The sequence below is a fragment of the Acidovorax sp. IB03 genome, from assembly GCF_016406015.1.
Lineage (GTDB): Bacteria > Pseudomonadota > Gammaproteobacteria > Burkholderiales > Burkholderiaceae_C > Acidovorax > Acidovorax temperans.
On the sequence record NZ_JAEFCH010000007.1, the window covers coordinates 135,176 to 159,261 of the forward strand.

At 56.4% G+C, this 24,086-nt stretch carries 24 protein-coding genes; 23 read left to right on the top strand and 1 reads right to left on the bottom strand.

The window, feature by feature from the left end:
- Window positions 1-95 precede the first annotated feature (95 nt).
- Window positions 96-1,070, bottom strand: a complete 975-nt coding sequence (locus IHV84_RS06265) for an NADPH:quinone oxidoreductase family protein (RefSeq protein WP_066784632.1) — start codon at window positions 1,068-1,070, stop codon at window positions 96-98.
- A gap of 201 nt (window positions 1,071-1,271) precedes the next feature.
- Between IHV84_RS06265 and surE the strand changes: the two genes are divergently transcribed.
- From surE to IHV84_RS06380, 23 genes are all read left to right on the top strand, one after another.
- Window positions 1,272-2,072 (top strand): 5'/3'-nucleotidase SurE, encoded by an 801-nt coding sequence (surE, locus tag IHV84_RS06270; RefSeq protein WP_044399952.1) that lies wholly within the window; start codon window positions 1,272-1,274, stop codon window positions 2,070-2,072.
- Complete coding sequence (locus IHV84_RS06275) at window positions 2,072-2,848, top strand: protein-L-isoaspartate(D-aspartate) O-methyltransferase (protein ID WP_198846240.1); 777 nt, start codon at window positions 2,072-2,074, stop codon at window positions 2,846-2,848. The genes surE and IHV84_RS06275 overlap by 1 nt, the downstream gene beginning before the upstream one ends.
- 12 nt (window positions 2,849-2,860) lie before the next feature.
- Window positions 2,861-3,790 (top strand): peptidoglycan DD-metalloendopeptidase family protein, encoded by a 930-nt coding sequence (locus tag IHV84_RS06280; protein ID WP_198846241.1) that lies wholly within the window; start codon window positions 2,861-2,863, stop codon window positions 3,788-3,790.
- A gap of 119 nt (window positions 3,791-3,909) precedes the next feature.
- Window positions 3,910-4,908 (top strand): RluA family pseudouridine synthase, encoded by a 999-nt coding sequence (locus tag IHV84_RS06285; RefSeq protein WP_198846260.1) that lies wholly within the window; start codon window positions 3,910-3,912, stop codon window positions 4,906-4,908.
- 140 nt (window positions 4,909-5,048) lie between these two features.
- A complete protein-coding gene (gene scpB, locus IHV84_RS06290; protein ID WP_198846242.1) occupies window positions 5,049-5,765 on the top strand; it encodes an SMC-Scp complex subunit ScpB in 717 nt (238 codons plus the stop codon).
- Entirely contained in the window at window positions 5,758-7,185 is a 1,428-nt protein-coding gene (locus IHV84_RS06295; RefSeq protein WP_198846243.1) for a pseudouridine synthase, read from the top strand. The genes scpB and IHV84_RS06295 overlap by 8 nt, the downstream gene beginning before the upstream one ends.
- Window positions 7,186-7,268: 83 nt before the next feature.
- Complete coding sequence (gene ndk / locus IHV84_RS06300) at window positions 7,269-7,694, top strand: nucleoside-diphosphate kinase (protein WP_044399970.1); 426 nt, start codon at window positions 7,269-7,271, stop codon at window positions 7,692-7,694.
- 87 nt (window positions 7,695-7,781) lie between these two features.
- On the top strand, window positions 7,782-8,903 hold the full coding sequence (gene rlmN, locus IHV84_RS06305; RefSeq protein WP_142081590.1) for a 23S rRNA (adenine(2503)-C(2))-methyltransferase RlmN: 1,122 nt from the start codon (window positions 7,782-7,784) through the stop codon (window positions 8,901-8,903).
- A 25-nt stretch (window positions 8,904-8,928) separates the two neighbouring features.
- On the top strand, window positions 8,929-9,762 hold the full coding sequence (gene pilW, locus IHV84_RS06310; protein ID WP_198846244.1) for a type IV pilus biogenesis/stability protein PilW: 834 nt from the start codon (window positions 8,929-8,931) through the stop codon (window positions 9,760-9,762).
- Window positions 9,755-10,687 carry a helix-turn-helix domain-containing protein gene (locus tag IHV84_RS06315; RefSeq protein WP_142081586.1) on the top strand — a complete coding sequence of 311 codons (933 nt, stop codon included), beginning with the start codon at window positions 9,755-9,757 and terminating at the stop codon, window positions 10,685-10,687. Before pilW ends, IHV84_RS06315 begins: the two co-directional genes overlap by 8 nt.
- A complete protein-coding gene (ispG, locus tag IHV84_RS06320) occupies window positions 10,684-11,976 on the top strand; it encodes a flavodoxin-dependent (E)-4-hydroxy-3-methylbut-2-enyl-diphosphate synthase (RefSeq protein WP_142081585.1) in 1,293 nt (430 codons plus the stop codon). The genes IHV84_RS06315 and ispG overlap by 4 nt, the downstream gene beginning before the upstream one ends.
- Before the next feature lie 103 nt (window positions 11,977-12,079).
- On the top strand, window positions 12,080-13,351 hold the full coding sequence (gene hisS, locus IHV84_RS06325) for a histidine--tRNA ligase (protein ID WP_233099845.1): 1,272 nt from the start codon (window positions 12,080-12,082) through the stop codon (window positions 13,349-13,351).
- A gap of 16 nt (window positions 13,352-13,367) precedes the next feature.
- Window positions 13,368-14,054, top strand: coding sequence for a tetratricopeptide repeat protein (locus tag IHV84_RS06330; RefSeq protein WP_198846246.1), 687 nt, complete (start codon window positions 13,368-13,370; stop codon window positions 14,052-14,054).
- The gene (gene bamB, locus IHV84_RS06335; RefSeq protein ID WP_082759036.1) at window positions 14,051-15,220 is read left to right on the top strand and encodes an outer membrane protein assembly factor BamB; all 1,170 of its coding nucleotides are present in this window, start codon (window positions 14,051-14,053) and stop codon (window positions 15,218-15,220) included. The genes IHV84_RS06330 and bamB overlap by 4 nt, the downstream gene beginning before the upstream one ends.
- A 13-nt stretch (window positions 15,221-15,233) precedes the next feature.
- Window positions 15,234-16,580, top strand: coding sequence for a ribosome biogenesis GTPase Der (gene der / locus IHV84_RS06340; protein ID WP_066784597.1), 1,347 nt, complete (start codon window positions 15,234-15,236; stop codon window positions 16,578-16,580).
- A 148-nt stretch (window positions 16,581-16,728) separates the two neighbouring features.
- A complete protein-coding gene (gene hfq, locus IHV84_RS06345; protein ID WP_082759041.1) occupies window positions 16,729-16,980 on the top strand; it encodes an RNA chaperone Hfq in 252 nt (83 codons plus the stop codon).
- A gap of 75 nt (window positions 16,981-17,055) precedes the next feature.
- Window positions 17,056-18,204, top strand: coding sequence for a GTPase HflX (gene hflX, locus IHV84_RS06350; protein ID WP_142081579.1), 1,149 nt, complete (start codon window positions 17,056-17,058; stop codon window positions 18,202-18,204).
- A gap of 65 nt (window positions 18,205-18,269) precedes the next feature.
- Window positions 18,270-19,604 (top strand): FtsH protease activity modulator HflK, encoded by a 1,335-nt coding sequence (gene hflK, locus IHV84_RS06355; protein ID WP_198846247.1) that lies wholly within the window; start codon window positions 18,270-18,272, stop codon window positions 19,602-19,604.
- Between the two features lie 9 nt (window positions 19,605-19,613).
- A complete protein-coding gene (hflC, locus tag IHV84_RS06360) occupies window positions 19,614-20,519 on the top strand; it encodes a protease modulator HflC (RefSeq protein ID WP_044400000.1) in 906 nt (301 codons plus the stop codon).
- A 135-nt stretch (window positions 20,520-20,654) separates the two neighbouring features.
- Window positions 20,655-21,818, top strand: coding sequence for an ATP phosphoribosyltransferase regulatory subunit (locus IHV84_RS06365; protein ID WP_198846248.1), 1,164 nt, complete (start codon window positions 20,655-20,657; stop codon window positions 21,816-21,818).
- A 12-nt stretch (window positions 21,819-21,830) separates the two neighbouring features.
- Window positions 21,831-23,207: an adenylosuccinate synthase gene (locus tag IHV84_RS06370; RefSeq protein WP_198846249.1), complete on the top strand. Its 1,377-nt coding sequence runs from the start codon at window positions 21,831-21,833 to the stop codon at window positions 23,205-23,207.
- Between the two features lie 31 nt (window positions 23,208-23,238).
- On the top strand, window positions 23,239-23,763 hold the full coding sequence (locus tag IHV84_RS06375; RefSeq protein ID WP_198846250.1) for a phosphoribosyltransferase: 525 nt from the start codon (window positions 23,239-23,241) through the stop codon (window positions 23,761-23,763).
- 52 nt (window positions 23,764-23,815) lie between these two features.
- Complete coding sequence (locus IHV84_RS06380; protein WP_156445134.1) at window positions 23,816-23,965, top strand: hypothetical protein; 150 nt, start codon at window positions 23,816-23,818, stop codon at window positions 23,963-23,965.
- Window positions 23,966-24,086 lie beyond the last annotated feature (121 nt).

Here is a 24,086-nt window from a genome sequence, read left to right on the forward strand (position 1 = left end):
TGCGGACACCAGTATCAAGGGCAACGGGGTGCCCGAGTGTGACACAGCCCAGCCGTAAGCGCCCCCCTTTGTGGCGGCTGGGCCCGTTACCAGCGTCAGTTCACCATCACCAGCTTGCCCATCACCCCGCGTGAGCCCATGTGGGCGTAGGCCTGGGGCAACTGCGCCATGGGCATGGTGCGGTCAATCACGGGCTTGATCTTGCCTTGCCCGTACCACTGGGCCAGCTCGGCCATCATGGCTGCGTTGGCCTTGGGCTCGCGCTTGGCGAATTCGCCCCAGAACACGCCCACGATCGATGCGCCCTTGAGCAGCGCGAGGTTGAAGGGCAGCGCTGGAATCGGGCCCGATGCAAAGCCCACCACCAGATACCGCCCCCGCCAGGCGATGGAGCGGAAAGCCGGTTCGGCAAAGTCGCCCCCGACGGGGTCGTAGATCACATCAGGCCCCTTGCCATCCGTCAGGGTCTTGATGGCCTCGCGCAGGTTTTCCTTGCTGTAGTTGATGGTGGCATCCGCACCGATGGAGGTGCACAGCGCGCACTTTTCATCGCTGGAAGCCGCGGCAATCACGCGGGCACCCAGGGCCTTGGCGATTTGGATGGCGGCCGTGCCCACGCCCCCGGCAGCGCCCAGCACCAGCACGGTTTCGCCGGCCTTGAGTTGGGCTCGGTCTACCAGCGCATGGTGTGAGGTCGCGTAAATCATGATGAATGCGGCAGCATCTACCGCCGGAAACCCGGGGGGCAGCGGCATGCACAGCGCGGCTGGGGCAATGGTGTGCGTACCAAAGCCGCCAGTACCAGACAGGCAGGCCACGTTTTGGCCCACCTGCAGGTGCTTCACCCCCTCACCCACTGCGACCACGGTGCCTGCGTATTCGGACCCGGGCACGAAGGGCAGGGGGGGCTTCATCTGGTACTTGTTCTGCACGATCAGCAGGTCCGGGAAATTCAGGCTGGCCGCCTTGATTTCGATGAGAACCTCGCCCGCCTGGGGTGTAGGTGTGGGCAGTTCGGTCCAGGTCAGCGCTTCAACGCCAGTGGGGTTGGTGCAAAGCCAAGCGTGCATGGGGTGCGTCTCCGTTGATCTTGTGTGAAGTCAAATGATAGGTGGGGGTGCTGTGCGTCGATGTCCCACGAGCGACGTGGGCGTGGTGTGGTCTGTCGTGGGCTGGCTGCATCGGTTGATCTGCGTCTGCTGCGCAGCGCTGGGCGGGAACGCAGATGCGATGCCCACCCTACAATTCGCCTCATTCAGCACCAGCAACCCATGAAAATTCTCCTCTCCAACGACGACGGCTTCCAGGCGCCCGGCATTGTGGCGTTGTACGAGGCGCTCAAAACACTGGCAGACGTTGAGGTTGTGGCTCCAGAGCACAACAACAGCGCAAAGTCGAACGCCTTGACCTTGCATTCGCCGCTGTACGTGCACCAGGCGGCCAACGGCTTTCGTTATGTGAATGGCACCCCGGCAGACTGCGTGCACATTGCGCTGACGGGGCTGTTGGGCTACCGGCCCGATTTGGTCGTGTCGGGCATCAACAACGGTGCCAACATGGGTGATGACACTATTTACTCCGGCACTGTGGGCGCTGCCATGGAGGGGTATCTGTTTGGTATCCCGGCGATTGCGTTCTCGCAGGTGGACAAGGGCTGGGGAGAGATTGAGTCTGCGGCTGCAAAGGCGCGTGAAATCGTGCAGCAGCTCATGGGTAACCGTTTGGTGAACCCTGCTGAGTCTTCAGACGCAGCGCCGTGGTTGCTCAACGTCAACATCCCCAATATGCCTCTGGAAGCGCTCAAGCCGCTGAAGCTGTGCCGCCTGGGCCGCCGCCATGCAGCGGAGCGGGTGATTGTTCAAGACAGCCCACGCGGCGAGAAGATGTACTGGATCGGCGGGGCGGGAGCGGCCAAGGACGATGCCGAGGGCACAGATTTCCACGCAACGGCGCAGGGGCATGTATCCATGACCCCCCTGAAAGTGGATCTGACCGATCACGACAACCTTGGTTACTGGGCGCAGACTGCCGCGCGCATGCAGGCCTCTGTCGCGGTCGAGGGCGTTCGCTGATGCAGCGGCGCCCTGGCTTTCCGGCCAAACTGCCAGGGTCTGCGACGACTCCGGCGGCAGCGCCCTCTCAAAGATCTGCAACCTTGGGCGCCAGACCCATTGCCGCCATGGCCGTGGGCGTGGGGCTGGATTCGGCGGCCGTTCGGACACGAATGGTCCAAAAGCTGGCAGCTGGGGGTGTGACGTCACCCCAGGTGTTGCAGGCCATGGGCCAGGTAGAGCGCCACAGGTTTGTGGACAGCGCCCTGGGCAACCAAGCCTATGAAGACACCAGTTTGCCCATCGGTATGGGCCAAACCATCTCCAAACCCAGCATCGTTGCCCGCATGTGTGAGCTGTTGCTCGGCGCCGAAGTCGCACGCACGGCAGGGCTGGGGAGGGTGCTGGAAATAGGCACGGGGTGCGGCTACCAGGCGGCTGTGTTGAGTTTGCTGGCCCGCGAGGTTTACACACTGGAGCGCGTTCGCAGCCTGCACGAGAAAGCGCGTGACAACCTGCGCCCTTTTCGGCTGGCCAATGTGCACCTGATGTTTGGCGATGGAATGCTCGGCTACCCCAGCGGGGCGCCTTACTCCGCCATCATCGCTGCAGCCGGGGGGGATTCTGTGCCCCAGGCTTGGTGCGATCAGTTGGCGGTGGGTGGACGACTGGTTGCGCCTATGGCTGTCGCCGGTGGCCAGCAAATGTTGCTTGTAATCGACAAAAGTGCGCACGGTTTGAAACAAAACGTGCTCGAACCCGTTCATTTTGTCCCCCTAAAATCGGGGATTGCCTAAAGGGAATTGCTTATGTTCGTATCGCGTGGTCTTGTGGTTGGGTTTACCGTAGCGCTGGCGGGAGTTCTGCTGGCAGGCTGCGGCACCCGGCTGAACAAGGCTCCTGTGGAAGATCGCGGAACATCTTCTAACCATGCGTCCAGCCCCAGCGTTCAGCCAGGTACTGTCGTCGCGACACCCATCAAGCCTCTGCCCGGTGCTGAAAATGCTGGAAAGCCCGGCTATTACACCGTCAAGCCCGGAGACACCCTGATTCGCATTGGCCTGGAAACAGGTCAGGGCTGGAAAGACATCGCCCGCTGGAACAATCTTGAGAACCCCAACCTGATCGAAGTTGGGCAGGTGCTTCGTGTCACATCCACCGCGCCTGCGCCGCCCAGTGCTGCGGCAGCCGCTGTTGCTGCGGATACCGGTGTCGTCACGCGCCCGGTGGCGTCTTCTTCGATTGCGCCAGCCCCTGCTGCCAGCGCGGCAAGTGCACCTAAGGCGCCTGTTTCTGCGCCCGCCTCCACCGCATCGGCGGCTTCGGCACCAGCCGCGGCGCCCGCTGCTTCGCCAGCCGCTGCGGGCGACGAAGATGTCGCTTTCATCTGGCCCGCTTCCGGCGCGCTATTGGCTGGGTTTGATGAGGTGCGAAACAAAGGCTATGACATCGCCGGCAAAGCCGGTGACCCTGTGCTGGCCGCAGCAGACGGACGTGTGGTGTACGCAGGCGCGGGTTTGCGTGGTTATGGCAACCTGATCATCCTCAAGCACAACAACACGTTTTTGACGGCCTACGCCCACAACCAGGCTTTGCTGGTCAAAGAAGACCAAACGGTACGGCGTGGCCAAAAAATTGCTGAGATGGGCAATACCGACGCGGACCGTGTCAAGCTGCATTTCGAAATACGTCGCCAGGGCAAGCCGGTGGATCCGGCTCGTTACCTGGCTGCGCGCTGAGCGTGGCCAAGGCCAAGTCAGTCAAAGGGGCGCAAGCCCCTTTGAACGTTTTGGAGGGTGTGGCCGCCGAGCTGGGGGCTCGCGTGGAGGGTTCCCAACCGGTCAACTCCTCTGAGCTGATGCCCGGCCTGGATGAGTTGCTGGATGCCGAGTTGGTGGAAGGCATTCAGGGCGAGAGCGAGATTCGGTCTGTGCCGATTGGCGCGGCGCTGCATGGCGAGCGAGTCGATCGTGCTTTGGCTGAACTGGTTCCAGAGTTTTCGCGTAGCTACCTGCAGCAGTTGCTGGGGCAGGGGCTGGTGGCGCTCAATGGCAAGCCGATATCCAAGCCCGCGTTCAAGGTCAAGGCGGGTGACGTGGTGGCATTGGAAATGCGGCCCACGTTGCAGAGTCAAGCGTTCCGACCCGAGCAGATTCTCATTGATGTGGTGTATGAGGATGAACACTTGCTGGTGGTGAATAAGCCGGCGGGTCTTGTGGTGCATCCTGCTCCCGGTAACTGGAGCGGAACACTGCTCAACGCGCTGTTGGGGCGCGATGCCCGTGCAGCTCTGGTGCCTCGTGCTGGAATCGTGCACAGGTTGGACAAGGACACCAGCGGCCTGATGGTGGTAGCGCGAGATCGGTCTACCATGGACGCCCTGGTCAGCATGATTGCCGCGCGGGAAGTCAGTCGCAAATATCTGGCCTTGGCGCACAAGCCGTGGACCGGTCCCGTCGAGCGAACGGTGGCTGCGCCCATTGGCCGCGATCCGCGTAATCGACTGCGCATGGCGGTGGTTGATTTGGCGGTCCATGCAGGCAAGGCGGCGCGCACCGATATTCGCTTGCTGGAGTCGGCCGACTCAGGGTGTTGGGTCGAATGCACCTTGCATACGGGGCGCACCCATCAGATTCGCGTCCACATGGCTTCCATAGGGCATCCTCTGGTGGCTGATGCGCTTTACGGTGGGTCGCTGGTGGGAAAAATGGGTCGACAAGCGCTGCACGCGTACCGGCTGGCGTTTCAGCACCCCGTGAGTGGACAGCAACTGGTCTTGCATGCTCCTTTGCCCGTAGATATGCGGGAGGCAATGGCAGATTGGGGTCTGAGCTACAATCCGTCCACTGGGTCGTGAGATCCATGTAGTGCCCGAAGACGGTATCCCGCCGGGCTGAGTGTCGTCGTACCGACCGCGCGCTTCCAGCGCTCCCAACCAATCTCTGCCATCCGTAAGTCGCCGTAATAGGCGTGCTTCTTTCCCGGAATCGCTGAACCATGAATACGGTGGATGCCAAGCGGGTCCTTGAGACAGCCTTGATTTGTGCGCCTCAGCCGGTGCCCCTGCGTGAGTTGAGGGTGCTCTTCAATGACGCGCTGGGGTCGGATACTCTGAAGATGCTGCTGCAGGACTTGCAGCGAGACTGGTCGCAGCGGGGCGTGGAATTGGTGCAGGTGGCTACCGGTTGGCGCTTTCAGAGCCGTCCCGAAATGCGTGAATACCTGGATCGACTCCATCCTGAGAAGCCTCCCCGGTACTCTCGGGCGACTCTCGAAACCCTGGCCATCATTGCTTATCGGCAGCCTGTGACGCGTGGCGACATCGAAGACATACGGGGTGTGACCGTCAACAGCCTGATCATCAAGCAGTTGGAGGATCGTGGCTGGGTGGAGGTGATTGGCCATCGGGAAACAGTCGGCCGTCCAGCACTGTTTGCGACCACGCGGCAGTTTTTGGATGATCTGGGTCTGGCCTCGCTGGACCAGTTGCCGGTGCTGGATGATCCTGCGTCCAATCCTCATTTGCTGGACACCTTGGCTTCTGCACGTGGGGGCGACGATGTTGCTGAACCCCTTGCGCCGGAAGGTGCAGCAGAGAATCCATCGGAGCAGGTTGCGCCGATGGGTAACGATTTATTTGATATGGCGGTGGAACAACCCCGCAATGACGATGTAGATGCCGACAACGGCGTTACAGGAAGCTCCCATGAATGATTCCCCCCAGGTGACTGCAGAAGGCTCCCAGCCAGATTCCACCTCGACCGTTGATGAAGCGGCTGTATCCGTGCCGAAAGCACGGACCCCGCGCAAGCGTTCAAACAGCAAGGCTGACTCGTCTGTGGCTGATCATGGAGGCTCAAGTGCTGGGGCGGTCGCAGAGCATGCTTCCGAAACCCAGGAGCCGACCGTTTCTGGTACTGCTGAAGCATCTGTAACTCCAATCTCCCCCAAGCCTCGCCATCCTCGCTCTGGACATGGCAAGGCTCCGCAGGGCTATCAGTTCGCTGACGTTGTATCCGGGCGCTTTGACAGTGAAGAGGGGACTGATACTGAGTCCTTGCCTGCCAAACGGGTGTTGCAGCCGCAGGTCGAAACGCCCAAGCTGCACAAGGTTCTGGCGCAAGCGGGTCTTGGCTCTCGCCTTGAAATGGAGCAACTCATCCTGGAAGGGCGTATCTCCGTCAACAACGAGCCGGCGCACATAGGGCAACGTATCCAGTTTGGCGACCAGGTCAAAGTCAATGGAAAGCCCATCCGGTATCGCATCGATCCGCCGCCACCGCGTGTGATCGCCTATCACAAGCCGGTTGGCGAGGTGGTAACGCATGACGATCCTCAGAACCGACCCACTGTGTTCCGCAAGTTGCCGCGTCTGCAACACGGCAAATGGCAGTCGGTAGGCCGGCTCGACCTCAACACAGAAGGGCTGCTTTTGTTCACCAGCTCTGGCGAGTTGGCAAACAAGCTGATGCATCCGCGCTTTGGCCTGGAACGTGAGTACGCGGTCCGGGTGTTGGGTGCGTTGAGCAACGAAGAGAAGCAACGCCTTTTGGAGGGCGTTCGCCTGGACGATGGCATGGCTGCGTTTGGGTCCATTGAAGATGGCGGTGGAGAGGGTTCCAACTGCTGGTATCGCGTCACGATCTCTGAGGGGCGTAATCGTGAAGTGCGTCGGATGATGGAGGCTGTCGGTCATGCAGTGAGCCGTCTGATTCGCATTCGATACGGGGCCATGATGCTGCCGCGTGGGCTCAAACGTGGGGCTTGGCTTGAGCTTGACGATGCCGACATCCGTTCCCTGTTGAAGGCAGCGGGTGGTTCGCAGCATGCGGACGGAGCTGATCATCAAGGCGGCTCAGCTGCTGCTCGCAGGTCTGGCCCTCCGCCTTTGGGGCGCAGTGGTGGAGTTGCTGCGGGGCGGGGGCGTCGCGCCCCAGGCGGTCCCGCCGGTTCGCAGGGGGCGGCCCGTGGGCGCCGTGGTGAAAGTGCTGGGTCGGCAGGCGATCGATCCCGCGCTGGCGCGCAGCCCGATCCTATGAAAACATCTGTGGGATACATCGGCTCCGACAGTCTTTCTCGTTATCGACAAGCGCAGAAATCAACAGGCGGCGGTCGCCGAGGCCGCAGTCGCTAGTCTATTTGCGCAGCACGGTTAGAATCGAGGGTTTTGTCCGCTGGACAAAAGAACTTCAGTAACATCCATTCAGGAAAAATACCATGGCCATCGAACGTACTCTCTCCATCATCAAGCCCGACGCAGTTGCTAAGAACGTGATCGGTCAGATCTACGCCCGTTTTGAAGCCGCTGGCCTCAAGGTGGTAGCCGCTCGCATGGCTCACCTGTCCCGCTTGGAAGCCGAGCAGTTCTATGCTGTGCACAAGGAACGTCCTTTCTTCAAGGATCTGGTGGATTTCATGATCTCCGGTCCTGTGATGATCCAGGCGCTGGAAGGTGAAAACGCCATCCTGAAAAACCGTGAGCTGATGGGCGCAACGGATCCCAAGAAGGCAGAACCAGGCACGATCCGCGCTGACTTTGCTGACAGCATCGATGCAAACGCTGTGCACGGCTCTGACGCCCCTGAAACCGCACAAGCCGAAGTGGCATTCTTCTTCCCTGGCTTGAACATCTACTCCCGCTGAGATGGCGGTCCCCATGCCTGATCCCACTTCGGTGGGGCTTTCACACCATGGGGACAGCTGCGAGCGGTCTCGCGCAAGGCTGCCGCAATGACCACTAATCTTCTAGAGTTTGACCTGGACGCATTGATCGCCTTTTGCGAGCGGCTGGGTGAAAAACGTTTCCGCGCAACGCAGCTTTTCCGCTGGATTCACCAGCGCGGCGCCAAGGATTTTGGTGCCATGAGTGATTTGGCGAAGTCACTGAGGGAAAAGCTCCAGGGCTGCGCCCGTATTGAGGCGCTGCCAGTTATCAGCGAACACGTCTCTGCAGACGGCACCATCAAGTGGCTTTTTGATGTGGGTGACGGCAATGCGGTGGAGTCTGTGTTCATTCCAGAAGATGATCGTGGCACCTTGTGTGTTTCTTCGCAGGCGGGCTGTGCCGTCGGCTGCCGTTTTTGCTCGACGGGTCACCAGGGATTCAGTCGTAATCTGACTTCCGGTGAAATCATTGCCCAGCTGTGGTTTGCAGAGCACGCGCTGCGTACTCGGTTGCAGACGTCTGAGCGAGTGATCTCCAATGTGGTGATGATGGGCATGGGCGAGCCTTTGCAGAACTACGCAGCGTTGGTGCCTGCTCTTCGCATCATGCTGGATGATCATGGTTACGGCCTTTCCCGTCGCCGGGTTACGGTTTCTACGTCCGGTGTAGTGCCGATGATGGATCGCCTTGCACAAGATTGCCCTGTGGCACTGGCTGTATCGCTTCATGCACCGAGTGATGCGCTGCGTGACAACCTCGTTCCGCTCAACCGCAAATACCCCATTCACGAGTTGCTGGATGCGTGCAACCGGTATCTGGAGCACGCTCCTCGCGACTTCATTACTTTTGAGTACTGCATGCTGGACGGAGTCAATGACCAGCCCGAGCACGCGCAGCAACTCATTGACCTGGTGCAGCCAACACGTGGCCCAGGTGTTCGGTGCAAATTCAACCTGATTCCATTCAACCCGTTTCCTGCGTCCGGCCTTCTTCGCTCACCCCAGCATCGAGTGCTGGCATTTGCCAAATTGCTTAGCGATGCAGGTATCGTCACCACCGTGCGCAAGACACGCGGGGACGATATCGACGCTGCTTGCGGGCAATTGGCCGGCGACGTCAAAGACAGGACGCGTGCGGCAGAGCGTATGGCTAAGCAACGCACCATTGTGCTGAAGCCGATCACTTGAGTTGCAAATATAAATAGGGGGCTGTATGGCGAGACTGTTGGGGCGAGGTGATATCTTTTTCCGCAAGGCGCTGGTATCGCTGGGCGTAGCTGGTGCCGGGCTCTTCATCCAGGGCTGTGCCACTGACGGTGGGGTTCAAACCAGCAGTGCCGACGCCGGTATCGTGACGCCATCCGATGAAACTGATGTTCGGCGTAGGGCTCGAATCCGTCTTGAACTGGCAGCGAAGTATTTTGAAAATGGCCAGACCACGGTTGCGCTGGACGAAGTCAAACAGTCGCTCGCTACAGACCCGTCCTATGCAGACGCCTACAACATGCGTGGGCTGATTTACATGCGTCTTAACGACCTTGCCCAGGCAGAAGATAGCTTTCGCAGGGCTGTCTCAATGCGGTCAGGTGATGCCAACCTTCTGCACAACTACGGTTGGCTTCTATGCCAAATGAAGAGATACCCCGATGCTGAGCAGCAGTTTGACAAGGCCTTGGCCAACCCTGCTTACATGGCTCGTGGCAAGACGTTGATGGCGCGAGGGCTCTGCCAGTCCGCTGCTGGAAAGTATGACGAGGCTGAGCAGTCGCTGTTGAAGTCCTACCAGTTGGATGCCGGTAATCCAGTGGTCAGTTATCACTTGGCCTCGTTGTTGTTTCGCCGTAACGAGTTCACCCGGGCGCAGTTTTACATCCGCCGCCTCAACAACGGCGCGCTAGCGAACTCTGAGTCATTGTGGTTGGGGATCAAAGTGGAGAAAGCACTTGGCGATAACGTGGCGTTGCTTCAGTTGGCGGACCAGTTGCGCAAGCGGTTTCCCGATTCTGCGGAATTGAGCGCTTATCAGCGTGGAGCTTTCAATGAGTGATTCTGTGGTTGAGTCCAAGTTGAGTGCGGACGGCGTTGACGCCCTGCAAACCACGGCTGGAGATATTCTCAAAAATGCTCGCCAATCGGCGGGTATTCACATCGAGGCCCTGGCCGTCGCGTTGAAGGTGCCAGTGAGCAAGTTGGAGGCGCTAGAGTCCAACAATTTCGATCTGCTCTCAGACACTGTTTTTTTGCGAGCTTTGGCGTCCAGTGTGTGTCGTACCCTCAAATTGGATCCCGCCTCCGTTTTATCGTTGCTGCCACAGTCTCAAGCTCCCCGATTGATTCCTGAGCGAACGGATATCAATACTCCAGTCAAGACAGCGGGCAAGACATTCGTCACCACTAAAAGCTCACGGCATTCTTCTTGGTTGACAGCCAGTGTTCTATTGCTTCTGGCTGGCGCCGCCGCAGTTTTTTATTGGCCAGCTGGGTATCAGCCTTGGGATGCATGGCGCACGAAGCAGATTCCAGCCGTTGCCGTTCCCGCTGCCCCCGAACCCGTTCCTCCTGATGCAGCTACTGTGTCTGTGTTGCCTACTTCGCCATCTGCAACGACAGTAAGTGAATCGGTGTCTGTGGGTATTCAGATGAGCGCCTCGCAACCAAGTTCCTCTGTTGCGCAGGCTGCAGCACCAGTCACACTCCAGCCCGCTGATCCAGCGGTTGCGCCCGAGTCTGTCAATGTGCCTTTGATGGTGCGTACACGAGGTGAATCCTGGGTTCAAGTTCGTGATGCTTCTGGGCGTGTTGTGTTTGAAAAGAAAATGGTCCAAGGCGATTCGGCGCCAGTGTCTGGCGTTTTGCCGTTCAGCGTAGTGGTCGGTCGCGCCGATGTGACCGATGTGTATGTGCGAGGAAAGCTCTTCGAGTTGAACTCGGTGTCTCGCGAGAATGTGGCTCGATTTGAGGTGAAACAGTGACTAGCCTATTCAGTGCTCAGGGCCCCATTCCGTTGTCTGCTCCATCTTTGCGTAAATCCCGGCAAGCGCGCGTCGTTTGGGGGGACCGTGTGGTGACGGTGGGTGGCGGATCGATGGTGCGCGTTCAGTCCATGACCAACACGGATACGGTAGACGTGATTGGGACAGCCATTCAGGTGAAGGAGCTCGCACAGGCGGGGTCAGAGTTCGTTCGTATTACCGTGAATACTCCAGAGGCAGCAGCGGCGGTTCCCTATATTCGTGAACAGCTCGACCGCATGGGGGAAAACGTCCCGCTGGTAGGAGACTTCCACTACAACGGCCACAAGCTTCTCACAGATTTTCCGGCATGTGCCGAAGCACTGTCCAAGTACCGGATCAATCCAGGTAACGTGGGCAAAGGTGAAAAGCGGGATCGTCAGTTTGGTCAGATGATCGAGGCCGCCATGCGGTGGAATAAGCCGGTGCGCATTGGCGTGAACTGGGGGAGTCTTGATCAGGAGTTGCTTGCCCACTTGATGGATGTGAACAGCCGCAGAAGTCAGCCTTGGGATGCCCGGCAGGTCATGTACGAGGCTTTGATTTCTTCCGCGATTGACTCCGCGCTCAGAGCTGAGGAAATGGGTATGGATGGTAATCAGATCATCCTCTCCTGCAAAGTCAGCGGAGTTCAAGACCTGATCGGTGTGTACCGGGAGTTGGCTCGCAGGTGCGACTATGCCTTGCATCTTGGGCTGACGGAAGCTGGCATGGGTACCAAGGGAACAGTGGCTTCGACCGCAGCCCTTTCCATTCTGCTGCAAGAGGGGATCGGAGACACGATTCGTGTTTCACTCACCCCTCAGCCAGGAGAGTCTCGTAACCAGGAAGTCGTGGTCGCGTCTGAAATACTGCAGGCGCTTGGATTGCGTGTCTTTGTGCCGAGTGTCACTGCATGTCCCGGTTGTGGACGCACAACCAGCACCACGTTCCAAGAACTTGCCAAGCAAATCGATGACTTTTTGCGTGCGCAAATGCCAGTGTGGCGAGTTCAGTATCCAGGGGTTGAAGGATTGCGCGTTGCCGTGATGGGCTGCATCGTGAATGGGCCCGGAGAAAGCAAGCATGCCGATATTGGTATCAGCTTGCCGGGTACCGGTGAAGCGCCAGCAGCCCCTGTTTTCATTGATGGAGAAAAGGCTCTTACTTTGCGTGGCGAGAACATCGCTGCGGAGTTCCGGGACATTGTTGAAAGGTATGTCGCGCGTCGGTTTGGAGGCAACTCGCCGACAGATGCCGATGCGCGGTGAGCCTTAATCCACCCTCATTCAATCAACATAGAAAAGCATCGACGTGAGTACTGAAAAGGTTGCAGCGGCACCGAAGAGTGGAAAAGTGACGTCCGTTAAAGGGATGAACGATATTCTTCCGCCAGATTCCGCTCGTTGGGAGTGGTTGGAAGGTGTGGTTCGTTCTTTGATGGACCGTTATGCCTATCGAAATATTCGAACACCCATTGTCGAACCCACTGCACTCTTTGTGCGTGGTTTGGGTGAAGTCACTGATATCGTCGAAAAAGAGATGTACTCCTTTGAGGATCGACTCAACGGAGAGCATTTGAGTCTGCGGCCGGAGGCCACTGCCGGAGTGGTCAGGGCGGTTTCTGAGAACTCTCTGCTGTATGACGGTGGCAAACGTCTGTACTACATGGGACCGATGTTTCGCCATGAAAGGCCGCAGCGCGGACGTTATCGCCAGTTCCACCAGATTGGCGCAGAGGCCTTGGGCTTTCCTGGGGCTGAGATTGACGCAGAGTTGATTCTGCTGGCCAATGCGCTCTGGCATGAACTCGGGTTGCAGAACGTGCGGCTGGAGTTGAATAGTCTGGGGCAGCCGCATGAACGTCAGGCGCATCGGGTGGCGTTGATTTCTTACCTGGAGCAGCACAGCGCGCTATTGGATGACGAAGCACGCCGTCGTTTGCACAGCAATCCCTTGCGCATTCTGGATACCAAGAATCCCGCTATGCAAGATGTAGTGAACACTGCACCACGGCTGATCGATTTTCTCGGTGCCGAGTCGCTCACTCACTTTGAGACGGTAACTGCCATACTGGATGCCAATGAGATTGCTTGGACGTTGAACCCAAGGCTCGTTCGGGGCATGGACTATTACAACCTGACCGTATTTGAGTTCGTTACCGATCAGCTTGGATCGCAGGGGACGATATGCGGGGGGGGGCGTTACGACTATCTGATGGAGCAAGTCGGAGCCAAGGCCGCACCCGCTGTGGGTTGGGCATTGGGTGTGGAGCGGGTGCTTGAGTTGCTCAAAGAGCAAGGCAAGGTTCTGGCTGCCCCTGCTTGTGATGTGTACGCAATCATTCCAAATGCGGCTTCATTGCCTGCAGCAATCAAGGCTATTGAGGCAATGCGTGCTGCGGGCACAAGCGTGCAGATGCACGCCTCTGCTGCGTCAGGTGCTGGCATGGGTAGCATGAAATCCCAGTTCAAGCGTGCCGACAGTAGCGGGGCGGCCTACGCAGTTGTGTTTGGCGAGGATGAAATAGCCCGTGGGGTTGTTTCCGTCAAAACCCTTCGTGACGGATCTGGGGCTCAGGTAGAGCAGGCTTTGAACGATGTGTCCTCTTGGGCTCCCCTCCTACAATCGCGCGCAACCAACTGAACTGATGTAAAGCTTCATGGCAAATCACTTAGATCTAGAAGAACAAGAACAGCTTGACCAGCTCAAGCATTTTTGGAACACATGGGGTACCCCAATCACGGCAGTATTGCTGGTTGTCATGGGTGGCCTCGCTGCGTGGAACGGATACCAGTATTGGCAAAATCGCCAGGCTTCGCAGGCCGCTGCTCTTCTGGATGCAGTGGAGGTGGCCGTGCAGGCGCGAGATCAAGCGCGAGTTGAACTCGCCTTTGGGGATCTCAAGAGCAAGTACGCCGGTACGCCTCAGGCAGATATGGGGGCTTTTGCCTCAGCGAAGGCGATGCAGGATTTTGGGAATCTTGATGCTGCCAAGTCAGCGTTGACTTGGGTGGCAGAACACTCCTCGGATGCTGGATACAAGGCCATTGCTAAGCTCCGTCTTTCCGCCATCTTGCTCGAGCAAAAAGACTACGCCTCTGCCTTGCAGCAATTGCAAGGCAATTTCCCGGCGGAGTTTGAGGGCGTCGTTGCCGATCGCAAGGGAGACCTGCTGGTTCTATTGGATCGCCGAGCCGACGCCATCGCAGAATACAAGATTGCATTTAAAACGCTAGATGAAACAATTGAGTACAGGCGCCTGGTTGAGATCAAGTTGAATGCACTCGGCGTTGATCCCTTGGGTGGCTCTTCTACTGCGTCTACCTCGCAGGAGCTTAAAAAATGAAAATTGCCGCTTCCGTAACCTCAGCTGGCCCTATCCGGGTGCGCGCTTGCGTTTTTCCTGTGTTGTTCGCTGCCTTGTTGAGCGGCTGTTCCTTGTGGGGCGGGAGCAAAGTGAAGCTGCCTGAATTGGGGGAAAACGTTCCTTTGCTGGGAGTTAGGCAAGCTTGGTCCGCGAAGGTGGGGGGGGGCGGTGCCAAACCGTTGGATGTGCGCGTTCAGGAGCATCTTGTCACTATTGCAGCTGCGGATGGCAGCGTGGCTGCGCTTGATGCACGTACAGGTGGCGATTTGTGGCGTACCAATGTCGGAGAGCCGTTATCTGCGGGGGTTGGTACCGACGGCAGATATGCCGCCGTGGTTTCGCATGCGAATGCCCTTGTCCTGCTGGATCAGGGGAAAGAGGTGTGGCGTCAGACGCTGCCCTCGCAGGTGTTTACGGCACCTTTGATTGCGGGTGGCCGAGTCTTCGTGCTGGCTGCCGATCGTTCTGTATCCGCTTTTGACTTGGCTACCGGCAAAAAGCTTTGGTCTCAGGCAAGAACCGGTGGAGATGCGCTGGTACTTAAGCAAAGTGGTGTGATCTTGGCTGTGGGCGACACGTTAGTCGTTGGCGCTGCTGGGCGTATGGTTGGACACAACCCTGACACAGGCTCTATCCGTTGGGAGGTGCCCCTTGCTAGTCCACGCGGCGTCAATGACGTGGAGCGCTTGGTCGAGTTGGTCGGTCGAGTCAGCCGTGTGGGTGACTCCGTTTGTGCGCGAGCTTTTCAGGCGGCGGTTGGATGTGTGAACATTACCAGGGATCGGGCCAGTGTCTCTTGGACTCAGTCAGCCAATGGCTCTGAAGGTTTGCACGGTGATGCCGAAACTGTTTATGGAACTGAGAGCAACGGCAACGTCCTTGCCTGGCGGCGTAGTGATGGTGCCCGTGTCTGGTCTTCGGATCGACTCAAGTTGCGCAAGTTGACTTCACCTTTGCTGCTGGGACGATCCGTCGTTGTCGGCGATGGCGAAGGTTGGGTTCACTTTTTGTCGCGTACCGATGGAGCACCTCTCAATCGAGTCAGCACAGACTCGTCGGGGATTGCTGCAGCTCCTGTAGTGGCTGCTGACACACTGGTTGTCATTACGCGTAATGGCGGCGTTTTCGGCTTCCGCCCCGAATGATAGGTTCTGTTTAATGAAGCCAGTTATCGCCCTCGTGGGGCGTCCCAATGTTGGAAAGTCCACGCTTTTCAATCGCTTGACCAAATCTCGCGACGCCATCGTTGCTGATTTTGCTGGATTGACGCGGGATCGTCATTACGGTAACGGAAGACAAGGGAGACACGAATACATTGTTGTGGATACGGGTGGATTTGAGCCCGACGCCTCCGCTGGTATTTACCGCGAAATGGCAAAGCAAACTCAGCAGGCAGTTGCAGAGTCTGACGTCGTCTTTTTTGTGGTGGATGCCCGTGCTGGAGTGTCGGCGCAAGACCATGACATTGCCAAATACCTGCGTCGTTTGAGCAAGCCATGCATTCTCATTGCCAACAAAGCTGAAGGCATGGTGGAAGGCGTTCAACTTGCTGAGTTTTATGAGCTAGGGCTTGGCGCCGTCGTACCTGTTTCGGCCGCGCATGGTCAAGGCATCAGGGGGCTGGTGGATGCGGCTTTTGCGTTGCTGGAGATCCCTGAACCAGATGAAGAAGATGGAGCACAAGAATCCTCGGATGTCATCAAGCTCGCGGTCGCAGGTCGACCAAATGTGGGCAAGTCCACACTCATTAATACTTGGCTCGGCGAGGAGCGTCTTGTCGCTTTCGATATGCCTGGCACGACGCGAGATGCCATTTCAGTTCCTTTCGAAAGGAATGGCCAGAAGTTCGAGTTGATTGACACTGCTGGCTTACGTCGCAAAGGTCGCGTGTTCGAAGCCATCGAAAAATTCTCAGTAGTCAAAACTTTGCAGGCGATTGAGTCATCGGATGTGGTGTTGTTGCTTCTGGATGCGACCCAAGGTGTGACAGACCAAGACGCGCACATTGCGGGGTATGTACTGGAGAGTGGTCGGGCTGTCGTGATTGCTGTCAACAAATGGGACGCCGTGGACGATTACCAGCGCCAGTTGCTGGAGCGCTCCATTGAGTCACGCTTGTCATTTCTGAAATTTGCTTCACTGCATTTCATTTCAGCGAAAAAAAGGCAAGGTCTTGGTCCTCTTTGGGCGTCTATTGCCCAAGCGTACAAGGCAGCCAATTGCAAGATGCCGACTCCGGTACTCACACGATTGCTGTTGGAAGCCGTTCAGTTCCAAAGTCCGCAACGCGCTGGGATGTTTCGACCAAAGCTGCGTTATGCCCACCAGGGTGGAATGAATCCCCCAGTGATCGTCATCCATGGCAATTCGCTGGAGCACGTAACAGCCGCCTACAAACGGTTTCTTGAAGGCCGTTTCCGCAAGGAGTTCGACTTGGTGGGTACACCGCTTCGAATCGAGATGAAGACTTCTCACAATCCGTTCAAGGAGGGAGAAGGGGCGTGATGTTGGGACACATTGCCGGTTGTCCCCATGATTGTTCTGGATGTGTCTTGCCATTTGTTTCTAAGGGCTAAGCACGGTTCTCCCGTTGGCAGTCAGTTGGTGTGGTAAGGTGCGGTTTTACAACAACATTTTGAACACGGAGCATATCGTGAGCAATAAAGGCCAACTTCTCCAAGATCCGTTCCTGAACGCACTGCGTCGTGAGCACGTCCCAGTTTCCATCTATCTGGTTAACGGAATCAAACTGCAAGGACAGATTGAATCTTTTGATCAGTATGTGGTCTTGCTGCGCAATACAGTGACCCAGATGGTTTACAAACACGCTATATCGACCATTGTCCCTGGTCGTGCCGTCAGCTTCTCGACTGCCGACTCCGCTGAGTCTGACGCTGTTGCCTGAGTCTGACATCGCAACTATTTGGTTCCGTCGTACGCGTATGGCATGGTCTTCAACTGACATGCCGAGGTTGAATGCATGAAGCCCCAGTCAGCACCGTCCGTTATCTTGGTTGGTGTAGATCTGGGGCTTCCCCATTTCGACGCCGAGTTGGAAGAGCTTGGTTTGCTTGCCCAAACGGCGGGTCTCCAGCCTGTGGCTCGTATCACCTGCAAGCGCAAAGCCCCGGACGCGGCACTGTTTGTGGGAAGCGGAAAGGCCGATGAAATTCGCTCGCTCGCGCAAATGCATGGCGCTGTCGAGGTGCTTTTTGATCAAGCCTTGAGTCCTGCACAGCAGCGTAATCTCGAACGCTATTTGGAGTTGCCGGTCAACGACCGCACGCTGCTGATTCTGGAAATATTTGCTCAGCGTGCCAGAAGCCATGAAGGCAAACTGCAAGTGGAATTGGCCAAATTACAGTACCTGAGTACCCGGCTAGTGCGTAGATGGTCGCACCTTGAGCGTCAGCGTGGTGGTATCGGGACGCGAGGCGGGCCAGGCGAGACTCAGATCGAGCTAGATCGGCGGATGATTGGGGATGCAATCAAGCGCACCAAAGAGCGATTGCAGAAAGTGAAGCGCCAACGGAATACTCAGCGCAGGCAACGCGAGCGGCGCGAGGCTTTCACTATCTCTTTGGTGGGCTATACGAACGCAGGGAAGTCAACGCTATTTAACGCCTTGGTCAAAGCTCGTGCGTATGCTGCAGATCAGTTGTTTGCAACGCTAGATACGACCACTCGGCAGTTGTATCTGTCTGAGGCTCAGCGTTCTGTGTCTCTGTCTGATACTGTGGGATTCATTCGTGACCTGCCTCACGGATTGGTTGATGCATTTCAGGCGACCTTGCAAGAGGCTGTAGATGCAGATCTTCTGCTGCATGTCGTCGATGGATCTAATCCAGCCTATCCAGAACAAATCGAGCAGGTGCAGCGCGTGCTTGCTGAAATCGGCGCAGATCATATTCCGCAACTACTCGTTTTTAACAAAATGGATGCGTTGGATGAGTCATTGCGTCCGACCGCTGAGAGTGATTCCTACGAGTTGGCCGGACGTGAGCATCGTCGTGTATTCGTCAGTGCTTTGACGGGATCTGGTTTGGGCGTATTGCGCTCTGTGTTGGGTGAAATTGTGGCCAAAGAAAGCGATCAGATGTCCCCAGCGTCTACCGTTGAATTGACTTAATGGTCAGGTCGGTTCGGCACAATGCCGTATGAAACGATATCTACAGAGATCAAGAGATTTTGCGCATGAATTTTCAAAATCGTAGCTCACGCTTTGCATCGTTGCGTACTTTCGCACAAGGAATGTTCAATCTGAACGATCCGCGATGGGGGCGTGGCGAGGATAAAGGCGACGATGCCCATCGACCTGAGGATAGGGGCAGTGCAGGCCCAGAGCGCAGGCCTGGTCCTGGTGGCCCTGGTCAGTCTTCCGATTTGGATGAACTCTGGCGTGATTTGAACCGCCGGTTGTCTGGATTCTTCGGAGGCGGCTCGGGGGGGGGGCCTAAAGGGGGTGGGCAGCCGGACATGCGCAGTGCAGGCATTGGCTTGGCGCTACTGGGAGGTGTTGCATTTGCCGTCTGGATGGGTTCTGGCTTCTTCATCGTGAAGGAAGGGCAGCAAGCTGTGATTACTCAGTTTGGTAAATACAAGACGACAGTGGGCGCAGGTTTCAATTGGCGCTTGCCCTATCCGATTGAGCGTCACGAATTGGTTTTTGTGACGCAGATTCGGTCCGCGGACGTGGGGAGGGACGCTATTGTCAAGAGCACCGGGCTGCGAGAGTCTGCGATGCTGACCGAAGACGAGAACATTGTTGAAATCAAATTTGCGGTGCAATACCGTTTGAATGATGCCCGCGCTTGGTTGTTTGAGAGCAAAAACCCGTCCGATGCTGTTGTACAGGCGGCAGAGACTGCGGTTCGTGAGGTTGTCGGGAAAATGCGAATGGATACGGCTTTGGCGGAGGAGCGCGATCAAATAGCCCCTCGTGTTCGCCAACTGATGCAGACAATCCTGGACCGTTATGGCGTCGGAGTGGAAGTGGTAGGTATTAATTTGCAGCAAGGGGGAGTTCGCCCGCCAGAGCAAGTGCAGGCATCGTTTGATGACGTGCTCAAGGCCGGGCAGGAGCGTGAAAGGGCAAAGAATGAAGCCCAAGCCTATGCGAATGATGTAGTTCCCAGGGCTGTTGGTGCGGCATCCCGCTTGGCTGAGGAGTCTGCCGCCTACAAAGCCAAGATTGTCGCTCAGGCACAAGGTGACGCTCAGCGTTTTGCCTCCGTCTTAGCGGAGTACCAGAAGGCGCCTCAGGTGACCCGTGATCGAATGTATATCGATGCTATGCAGCAGATATATGGAAATGTCACCAAGGTGATCATCGAGTCGCGTCAAGGCTCTAATTTGCTTTACATGCCTTTGGACAAGTTGATGCAGAGCACTGGCAACGCAGCTAGTTCCAGTTCGCTGGAGATACCTCCGAGTTCAGCCGTGACTCCATCAACTGTCCCCAGTACCGCAGTCCCGCTCGAAACGAGAGCTCGAGACAGTGGTCGCACCCGCGAGCGTGAAGTTCGTTAGGAGAAACTTGTGAACCGTATCGGATTTTTGGCCACTACATGTTTGGTAGTGCTGGCGCTCATGAGCTCCATGTTCTTCGTAGTGGATCAGCGTCAGTTTGGTGTGGTGTACGCGCTTGGGCAAATCAAGGAGGTGATTACCGAGCCTGGTTTGAACTTCAAGCTGCCTCCCCCTTTTCAAAATGTTTCATACATTGATAAACGGCTTCTCACTTTGGATAGCAAGGACACTGAGCCCATGCTGACGGCCGAGAAGCAGCGCGTTGTCATTGATTGGTATGTGCGGTGGCGAATTTCTGAGCCTGCGCAGTACATTCGAAACGTGGGTTTGGACGAGGAGGCAGGCGCAGCGCAGCTCAATAGGGTTGTCCGCAATGCTTTTCAGGAAGAAATCAACAAACGTACCGTCAAGGAATTGCTTTCCCTCAAGCGCGAAGCCGTGATGGAAGACGTAAAACGCGAAGTTCTGGGGGCGGTTCGTGGCGCCAAGCCTTGGGGTGTTGATGTCGTTGATGTGCGCATCACCCGTGTGGACTATGTTGAGGCAATCACAGAATCTGTTTACCGTCGTATGGAGGCGGAGCGTAAGCGAGTTGCGAATGAACTTCGATCAACAGGGGCTGCTGAAGGTGAAAAGATCCGTGCGGATGCAGATCGTCAGCGAGAAGTGGCCATTGCCAACGCTACCCGTGATGCACAGAGAGTGAAGGGTGAGGGCGACGCAGAGGCAGCGCGTATCTACGCGGAGGCTTTTGGGCGAGATCCTCAATTTGCGCACTTTTATCGCAGTCTAGAAGCTTACAAAGCGACGCTCAGCAAGAAGTCGGACGTGATGGTTGTGGATCCATCAGGTTCTGAGTTCTTTAAAGTTCTACGAGACGGTCAGGCTTCCAATCTATCTTCATCGCGTCGTTGAAGCTAGCTTGGAGCGAGTTCGGCAGCAATTGCTTGCTGCCGGGCCCGTACTCCAGGGAGGCGAACAGAGGAAAGCTCGATGGCTCGGCGCCATCAGCCGGTAGAATCACGGTTTTAACAGCCTCCACCGATTTAAATGTCTGCTTGGATCCTGCCGGATCATATTGCCGATGTTCTGCCCTCAGAGGCTCGACACATCGAAGAGTTGCGTCGAGGCTTTCTCGATACAGCGCGCAGCTATGGCTATGAGTTGGTTATTCCCCCCCTGTTGGAGCATCTGGATTCATTGCTGACCGGATCCGGTGAAGCGTTAGATCTGCAGACGTTCAAGCTGGTGGATCAGTTGTCTGGGCGCTCCATGGGGCTGCGTGCAGACACCACTCAGCAGGTAGCCAGAATTGATGCGCATCTTCTGAATCGCCAGGGTGTGACGCGCTTGTGTTACTGCGGTCCTGTGCTGCACGCGAAGCCTGAAAAGCCTCATGCAACTCGGGAGCCCCTTCAATTTGGTAGCGAAATCTATGGCCACTCAGGGTTGGAGGCGGATGTTGAGATTTTGACGTTGGCCAGGCAGTGTCTTGAAGCTGCAGGTGTTACCGATTTCACCACCGATGTGGCGGATGTACGCATAGTTCGTCGACTATTAGATGGCGTCGAGGTAGCACCAGCGTTGCTGCGTGATTTGCATGGAGCATTGGCTCGCAAAGATGGCGCTGAGATTGGTCGACTCACTCGTGCTTTCCCGGAAAGCCAGCGCGAAGGTTTAAGAGCCTTGCCTCACCTGTACGGAGATATCGAGGTTCTGAAGGATGCCGAACAGGCTCTTGGTCTGGTGCCTGGTATCTCTGGTTTGCTCGGCGAGTTGAAACGTTTTGCGTCCATGCTGAATGCTCCACGTCTCTCTTTTGATCTAGCGGATCTGCGTGGGTACTCGTATTACAGCGGCATTCGCTTCGCTATGTTTGTGCCAGGTGGCAGCGATGCGTTAGTGCGTGGCGGAAGATACGATGAGGTAGGTTCTGTTTTTGGTAGGAATAGGCCCGCCGTAGGCTTCAGCCTGGACGTTAAGCAAATTGCATGTGTAACTCCGGACAGAGACCTTCGTGCCGCCATTAGAGCCCCTTGGTTGGAGAGTGCTGCTGCGAATGACGCTATAGCCGCATTGCGCAGGCGCGGAGAAACCGTGGTGTGCGTTCTTCCCGGGTGTGAGAGCAAAGTGGATGAATTCAACTGTGACCGAGAGCTTGTTGAAGTTTCCGGGCAATGGATAGTTCGCGCAATAAAACCAACTGAAATTTGAATTGGGTTTGAGATGAAAGCAACCAAAGGTCGTAACGTCGTTGTCGTTGGAACTCAGTGGGGTGATGAAGGCAAAGGAAAGCTGGTCGATTGGCTCACGGAAAGTGCCCAAGGTGTAGTGCGTTTTCAAGGTGGGCACAACGCTGGTCATACTTTGGTGATTAACGGCGTGAAGACAGCACTCCACCTTATCCCCAGCGGTATCATGCGCCCAGGGGTGAAGTGCTACATCGGCAATGGTGTGGTGCTCTCCGCCTCAAAGTTATTTGAAGAGATCGAAGGCCTTGAACGAGCAGGTGTGGAAGTGCGTTCGCGTCTTCGCATTAGTGAAGCTTGCCCTTTGATTCTTCCTTTTCATGCAGCTTTGGACGTTGCTCGTGAGGCGGCCAGAGAGCAGGGCGGTATTGAAAAAATTGGCACAACGGGTCGAGGTATCGGTCCTGCCTATGAAGACAAAATTGCTAGGCGAGCTCTTCGTGTGCAGGATTTGAAGCATCCCGAACGATTTGCATCGAAGCTTAAGGAATTGCTAGCTTTGCACAACCACGTGTTAACTACCTACCTTGGGTCGGCACGTTTCACGTTCGGAGAGGCTCTGGCTCCTTACTTGAAAGATGGAGAAGTTCAGTTCGATGTGGTGTACGCAGAGGCTATGCGCCATGCAGAAATGCTCCGCCCCATGATGGCTGATGTTTCTCGTGAACTGAATGAAGCGCATGGCGAGGGATGCAATCTCCTATTTGAAGGAGCTCAGGGTACTTTGCTGGATGTGGACCATGGAACATACCCCTATGTGACATCTAGCAACTGTGTTGCTGGAAATGCTGCTGCGGGAGCCGGCGTAGGTCCCAGCATGCTTCACTATGTTCTGGGTATCACCAAGGCTTACTGCACCCGTGTGGGTGGGGGGCCTTTTCCTACAGAGTTGGATTGGGAAGTGGCTGGGACTCCGGGATATCACATGAGCACTGTTGGTGCAGAAAAGGGTGTGACGACAGGTCGTAGCCGCCGTTGCGGGTGGTTTGATGCTGCGCTGCTCAAGCGTAGTGCACAGGTCAATGGTTTGTCGGGGCTCTGCATCACCAAGCTCGATGTGTTGGATGGCCTGCCCGAATTGAAGCTGTGTGTTGGTTACGAGCTTGATGGTGAGCAGATTGATCTTCTTCCGATGGGCGCAGAAGAAATCGCCCGTTGCGTTCCCGTGTACGAAACCATCGCTGGGTGGACGGACTCCACTGTGGGTGTCACCGAATATGACAAGCTTCCTGTGAATGCTAGGCGCTACCTAGAGCGTATTCAAGATGTCACGGGTGTACCGATTGCCATGATCTCTACTAGCCCTGATCGGGATCACACGATTTTGATGCATAACCCATACGCGGCTCAATGACGGTGCGCTTGAAAAGATTCTGGAGTGAAGCATGTTGACAGAAGACGGTAAGCACCTGTACGTTAGCTACGACGAGTATCACAACTTGATTGAAAAGTTGGCGCTCAAAGTGCATCAATCGGGTTGGGAATTCGACACTATTCTTTGCTTGGCGCGAGGGGGCTTGCGTCCTGGCGACATACTGAGTCGGATTTTCTCCAAGCCTCTCGCGATCATGTCTACGAGTTCTTACAGGGCTGAGGCGGGCACCGTTCAGGGGCATCTAGACATAGCTCGTTTCATCACAACGCCAAAGGGCGAGATCGCGGGGAAGGTGCTTCTTGTAGATGACTTGGCAGATTCCGGCCATACATTGCGAGCAGTGATTGACATGCTGCGTACCAACTACGCCCCGATCACTGAACTTCGTAGCGCCGTGATTTGGACCAAAGGTGTGTCGACCTTCACTCCCGACTACTCGGTGGAGTTTCTGCCGTCTAATCCGTGGATTCATCAGCCCTTCGAGGGTTACGACAGCTTGGGACCCGATCGATTGCTGGAGAAGTGGAAAGTTTGAGTTAGGTGGTGGAAATCTCTGCTATGATCGAAGGCTTCGCTGCACAGAGGGCATGTTTCTAGGTGCGGCGGGGTTGGTTGAAGAAGTTTTGGAATTTGTTGATTTCGGTGTAAAAACTGTTGTACAATCTAAGGCTTCGCTGATTGCGGTGGCTGTTCTGAAAAGGGCAGTTGCAGCAAAAAGAAAAGATCAAAAAGTTTGACGGATCTTCAAAATCTGTGCTAGAATTCAAGGCTCAGCTGATTGCAGCTAAGTCGGGAAAGCAAAGAAACTTCGGTGGCTTTGTGATCCGGTTCATTAAAAATATACAGCCGATAAGCGTG